A 5941-nucleotide genomic window follows, 5' to 3' on the forward strand; every position below is an offset into this window, starting at 1 on the left:
CAATAAACCATCCTGATATTTCCCTTTATCTTTCGCTCTTTGTAAAAACCTTTCGACCTGCATATCCAGCCCGGTGACAGAATTGTAGCGAACTTCCACCTGTTCGCCAAATGCCACCTTCGCGATAATTCCGCAGCCGACTCCGTCCAAATCATTATGAGAATACAAATGATACATGCTGCCGCCCACCTTGCTTTTTTTATTTTCGGCCCAGAGCTCCTAACATGGAGACAGGCGTCTTTTTTCTCAGCTGACATCTGTTTTACTATTGTAAAAATGCGGCGGTTTTATGCAAATGTCCATGTTTCTTTCTGAAGACAAAAAGGACAGCTTCTTTTCAGATAAAGTCTGTCCCTTTTGCCCTGCCTTGTCATGCCATATTTCGCGTCAGGAGCCTGTATGCATGTTCAACCCGTTCAGCGCTCGGCGGCTCGACCCCTTTCAAAGGGTATTCTATTCCGAGCGCCTCCCATTTATAAACACCCAGCTTATGATACGGGAGCACCTCTACCTTTTGTACATTCGCCAGTGTTCCAATAAACTCTCCAAGCGTGATTAAATCGGCATCAATGTCTGAGATGCCGGGAACCAATACGTGGCGAATCCAGACTGGGACTTGCTGTTCGTTTAAGAAACCGGCAAAGTCCAAAATATGATCGTTTGGCACCCCGGTGAGCTTGATGTGTTTTTGGCGATTGATATGTTTAATGTCAAGCAAAACGAGATCGGTGTATTTGATCAATTCTGTGATCTGTTTTTGGAATGAGCGCGCACGTGAATAGCATCCGCCGGAAGAATCAAGGGCCGTATGGATGCCGAGCTTTTTGCACGCTTTAAACAGCTCAATTACAAATGGAAGCTGCAGGAGCGGTTCGCCTCCGCTGACCGTTATCCCGCCGCCTGAGGATTGAATAAACGGGAGATAAGATTGGACATCATGAACGATTTCGGAAACTGACATTTGTTTTCCGGCTCCGATCTCCCAAGTATCGGCATTATGACAAAATTGGCAGCGCAAGAGACACCCTTGTGTAAAGATGACATATCGAATTCCGGGTCCATCAACCGTCCCAAAGGTCTCGATAGAATGAATGTTTCCGTTCATGATGAAGATCACCTCTTTTAATGGAAGCGAAGCGTGAGAACGCTCCGCTCCATTTGATTACATAGACTCGTGGAAAGTCCTGCTGATCACGTCTAACTGCTGTTCTTTTGTCAGTTTAATAAAGTTGACCGCATAGCCTGATACGCGGATGGTCAGCTGCGGATATTCTTCAGGGTGTTCCATTGCATCCAATAATGTGTCTCTGTTGAATACGTTCACATTTAAGTGATGGCCTGTTTTGGCAGCATACCCGTCAAGTATGCTGGATAAATTGGCAGCGCGGTTTTCTTCATCTTTGCCGAGTGCTTTCGGAACGATGGAAAATGTATTGGATATTCCGTCCATCGCATAGCTGTAAGGCAGTTTTGCCACGGAAGACAGTGAGGCAAGCGTACCTTTTGTATCACGCCCGTGCATCGGATTTGCTCCCGGAGCAAATGGCTCCCCTCCCCGACGGCCATCCGGTGTGTTTCCTGTTTTCTTGCCGTAAACGACGTTTGATGTAATCGTTAAAATGGACATCGTATGAAGCGACCTGCGATATGTTGGGTGTTTGCGCAGCTTTTTCATAAAGCGCTCAACAATATCAACAGCGATGCTGTCCACGCGGTCATCATTGTTTCCGTATTTAGGGAAATCGCCTTCTGTTTCAAAGTCGACGGCCATGCCATTTTCATCGCGAATCACTTTTACTTTGGCATATTTGATAGCGCTTAACGAGTCGGCCACAACGCTTAATCCTGCGATGCCCGTTGCCATCGTCCGCAGAATGTGAGTGTCGTGAAGAGCCATTTCAATTCTTTCATAGCTATACTTGTCATGCATGTAATGGATGATGTTCAGCGTATTGATGTACAGTCCTGCCAGCCATTCCATCGTCTGGTCAAACTTATGCATGACTTCATCATAATCCAGCACATCAGACGCGACAGGAGGCATTTCCGGTCCGACTTGGATGTTGTGCTTTTCATCTTTCCCGCCGTTAATCGCGTAAAGAAGCGCTTTCGCCAAGTTCGCTCGTGCGCCGAAAAATTGCATTTGCCTGCCGATTTCCATGGCTGATACACAGCATGCGATACCGTAGTCATCACCATATTCAGGGCGCATGATATCGTCATTTTCATATTGAATGGAGCTTGTTTTAATGGACATTTTCGAACAGTAATTTTTGAAGCTTTGCGGTAGCCTCACAGACCAAAGCACGGTCAAATTCGGTTCAGGTGCAGGACCCAAATTATCAAGTGTATGAAGGAAACGGAACGAGTTCTTCGTCACAAGAGCACGCCCGTCTTGAGCCATCCCGCCGATTGATTCTGTCACCCAAGTCGGATCGCCGCTGAACAATTCATTGTAATCAGGTGTGCGCGAGAATTTTACTAAACGCAGCTTCATGACGAAGTGGTCGACAAGCTCTTGGGCTTCGTGTTCTGTCAGCACGCCTTCCTGCAAGTCCCTTTCAATATAAATATCCAGGAAAGTGGAGACGCGGCCCAGGCTCATTGCAGCTCCATTCTGTTCTTTGATGGCTGCCAAATAAGCGAAGTAAAGCCATTGAAAGGCTTCTTTTGCATTTGCGGCAGGCTGAGAAATATCGAAGCCGTAGCTTAAGGCCATTTCTTTTAATTCATTCAAGGCGCGGATCTGCTCTGACAGCTCTTCACGGAGCTGGATATTTTCTTCCGCCATCACAGCGCTTGTTCCGCTGAGGTCCTTTTTCTTTTCATTGATTAAAAAGTCCACGCCGTAAAGGGCGACCCGGCGGTAATCGCCGATGATGCGTCCGCGGCCGTATGCGTCCGGCAGACCTGTGATGATTCCGACTTTTCGGGCGAGCTTCATTTCATCTGTATAAGCGTCAAAAACGCCTTGGTTATGGGTTTTGCGATAATCCGTAAAGATTCTTTCCACTTCAGCATCTAATTCAAATCCGTAAGATTCACAGGCCTGTTTTGCCATGCGGATGCCGCCAAAAGGCTGAAGCGAGCGCTTGAACGGTGCATCAGTTTGGACACCGACTACCTCTTCAAGATCTTTGTTCAAAAATCCCGGGCCGTGCGATGTGATCGTAGATACAATTTCCGTATCCATATCAAGGACTCCGCCGTTTTCGCGCTCTTTTTTAGTTAAATCCATGACTTGGTTCCATAATGTTGATGTGGCTTCGGTTGGAGGCTCAAGAAACGATTCGTCACCTTGATACGGCTCGAAGTTTTTGAGGATAAAATCACTGACGTTTACTTCTTTTTGCCACACATTTGTGGTGAAACCTTTCCATTGTTCCATTTTCATCCACCTCTTTTTTTGAGATTTTATATAACAGTTGTTGCAGTTATATCTTATGATCAATATAACAGGTTTGAATGTGAAAAAGGTCACACAATCATGTGAAATACTTAACAAGTTTGAGAAAGTTCTTTGAACATACACAATTTAAGGTTTTAACCATTGCCAGCTGTTGCTATCTGTAATATAACATATAGACGATTTTGTTAAACTGTTATATAGAAATGCAGTTCGAATCAGCACGATGAAGCCGGCATTAACGGCCGGCTTCATCTGCACTATTTCTATTTGTTTTAACTGCGGCCGACACAAATCGTTTGGTTGCCGAACGACTCAAGAGTGCTCTTCAATACGTAGCTTCCGGCGGGGAGGTGATGAAACTCATAAGCTCCCTCGGGGCCGAGTGCTTTTGTTTGCAGCAAAACACCTGACAAATCATATACATGGATGTAATGTTTCTGTCTCCCCAGCTGGTTTCTAAGGTGCGGCGGAATTTCTCCCGCTAGGATAAAACCGGTATCATCCGCCATCCCCGGGTCGATTTGATTGAGGATCTCCAGATCAGGACCGGTACTGGATGAAAGAGGATGGGATGGGCGGTTTTGTGCTTTGCACCGCTCATACAGCCGTTCTAACGATGCCATGTGAAAGCTGATGTCCCAATGTTTGATTGCCTTATCCAGCGCTCGCTTTCCCAATTGTAAACGGATGGCTTCATCGTCCAGCAAAAGGCGCAGTTTTTCTGCGAGCGCTTCACTGTCAGCCGAGGGAACGAGCATTCCGTCAGCACCGTCGCTGATGATTTCTTTAATACCGCCTGCATTTGCGGCAAGGATCGGTTTTGCGGAAAACTGTCCTTCCAGGAGGACGAGCGGAAAAGTATCGTGGAGTGAAGGCAAAACAATGATATCACTGTCATTCATTAATTGAGGGATGTCATGTCGTTTTCCGAGAAAAGAAATAGCTGAAGCGGCTCCGAGCTTATCGGTTAATTGCTGCAATGTGTGGAGTTCCGGCCCTTCTCCTGCCATAAGACAGTGAAAATCGTCTCTGTCCCGGCGCAGTTCAGAGAGTGCTTCGATCAGATAGCGGTGCCCTTTTACAGGTACCAGCCGGGCGGGACATAAGATGATTTTTTTACCTTGATGCTGCTCTTGTTTTGCCGGCTTTTTTTTGTTTTGGGTATAAGGCTCTTTTACGATTCCATATGGAATGACTTCGATTTTGGTTGGTGTCACACCCATTTGAATCAGCTGATTTTTCAGCCATTTACATGGTACGGCAACCAAGTCGCCCGACATAGCGCCCAAGTATTCTTCAATTTTCATATACTGCTGTTCACGTCTCGTTTTCTCATCAAATTCCCCTGTTACTTTTGTTTCATGAAACTTGAAATTGTGAAGCGATACAATCAGCGGAGTACGAGGGGATTTGGAACGGGCCATCGCTCTTCCCGTCATAAAATCGTGGCAGTGAATCAAATCGTACCCATTTAAATCAAGCTGCCTCACCGCTTGCTCCAAACTGTATCGCTCCATTTCCCTCCAATAGATCCACAGCGGATATTTTGCTGTATAGGATGTTTGAAAGCGGTGGATCAGCTCGCATTTCAAGCGGTGTTTATCAGCTGTCTGCTGATTGGCGATTTGAATGTTCAGCCACTTTTGATCATGGGACAACAAATCGACAGTATGTCCTTTATTTTCCAAATCTTTTCGCAGTGTATCAATATAGGTGGACGGGCCGTTTGTGTGTGGAGAGTATCGATAATAAGCCAGCAATATTTTCATATGCTTCCCCCTACCTGTTGTTAAACTTATAGGAATTCAATCTCTTAGCATTATATGGCGGGGTATGAAAAAAGTACGCGCGATATAAACAGAAGAATCCTTAAAAGCAGCGAACACCCATTGCCTGATGAACATGGTTGTTGTTATGAGGCTGCTAAAATTTCAGCGATCCTGTCTTCAATATCTTTTCCTTTTTCATCATCCAGCAGCTGGTTTAAGAGGATGGAAAAAATCAATGTTTCTCCGCTTGTTGTGTCAACATAGCCGGATAATGAACTCACCGTTGAAAGCGATCCTGTTTTTGCTCTGACTTTGCCTTTGACAGGAGGATTTTTCATTCGATTTCGCAATGTCCCGCCGACCATTCTGTCGCTGGCTCCGGCAACAGGCAGTGAACGGACATAGGACGAAAACCATTTTTCATCCTGAATAGAATACAGCAGTTTTGTGATCTGATGAGCAGTAATGAAATTGATATGAGAAATTCCTGAACCGTCTCTGAGAAGCAAGCCGTCTGGATCAATCCCAAATGTATCAAGTTCCGTTTTCAATACGTCAAGGCCTTTGTCCCAGCTGCCTTCTTTCTTGATCGTCTTCCCCATTTCCTTTACCAATGTTTCGGCATGGCCGTTGTTGCTAAGCTTCATAAAAGGGATCATCAGCTCCGAAAGCGGCATGGATTGATGAACCGTAAGGCGCTGCGCTTTCGCGGGAGTTTGGCCGGTCTTTTCTTTTCCGAGGATTTTAATGCCTTGGCGATGGA

Annotated in this window: 4 protein-coding genes and 1 pseudogene; all 5 read right to left on the reverse strand. The window is 45.8% G+C overall.

Annotated elements, in window-relative coordinates; all coding sequences use genetic code 11:
- Positions 1 to 177, reverse strand: a pseudogene (locus tag BTA30_RS22850) (oligoribonuclease); the annotation flags it as partial.
- Positions 178 to 370: 193 nt separating this feature from the next.
- A complete protein-coding gene (gene pflA / locus BTA30_RS20975; RefSeq protein WP_076763787.1) occupies positions 371 to 1105 on the reverse strand; it encodes a pyruvate formate-lyase-activating protein in 735 nt (244 codons plus the stop codon).
- A 57-nt stretch (positions 1106 to 1162) separates the two neighbouring features.
- Positions 1163 to 3388, reverse strand: a complete 2226-nt coding sequence (gene pflB / locus BTA30_RS20980; RefSeq protein ID WP_076763789.1) for a formate C-acetyltransferase — start codon at positions 3386 to 3388, stop codon at positions 1163 to 1165.
- Between the two features lie 293 nt (positions 3389 to 3681).
- Positions 3682 to 5178 carry a glycosyltransferase gene (locus tag BTA30_RS20985; protein ID WP_076763791.1) on the reverse strand — a complete coding sequence of 499 codons (1497 nt, stop codon included), beginning with the start codon at positions 5176 to 5178 and terminating at the stop codon, positions 3682 to 3684.
- Between the two features lie 143 nt (positions 5179 to 5321).
- The coding region (gene dacB, locus BTA30_RS20990; RefSeq protein ID WP_076763793.1) for a D-alanyl-D-alanine carboxypeptidase/D-alanyl-D-alanine endopeptidase at positions 5322 to 5941 on the reverse strand (620 nt) is incomplete at its 5' end.

It is taken from the genome of Bacillus swezeyi, from assembly GCF_001969815.1.
In the GTDB taxonomy this organism is placed as follows: domain Bacteria; phylum Bacillota; class Bacilli; order Bacillales; family Bacillaceae; genus Bacillus; species Bacillus swezeyi.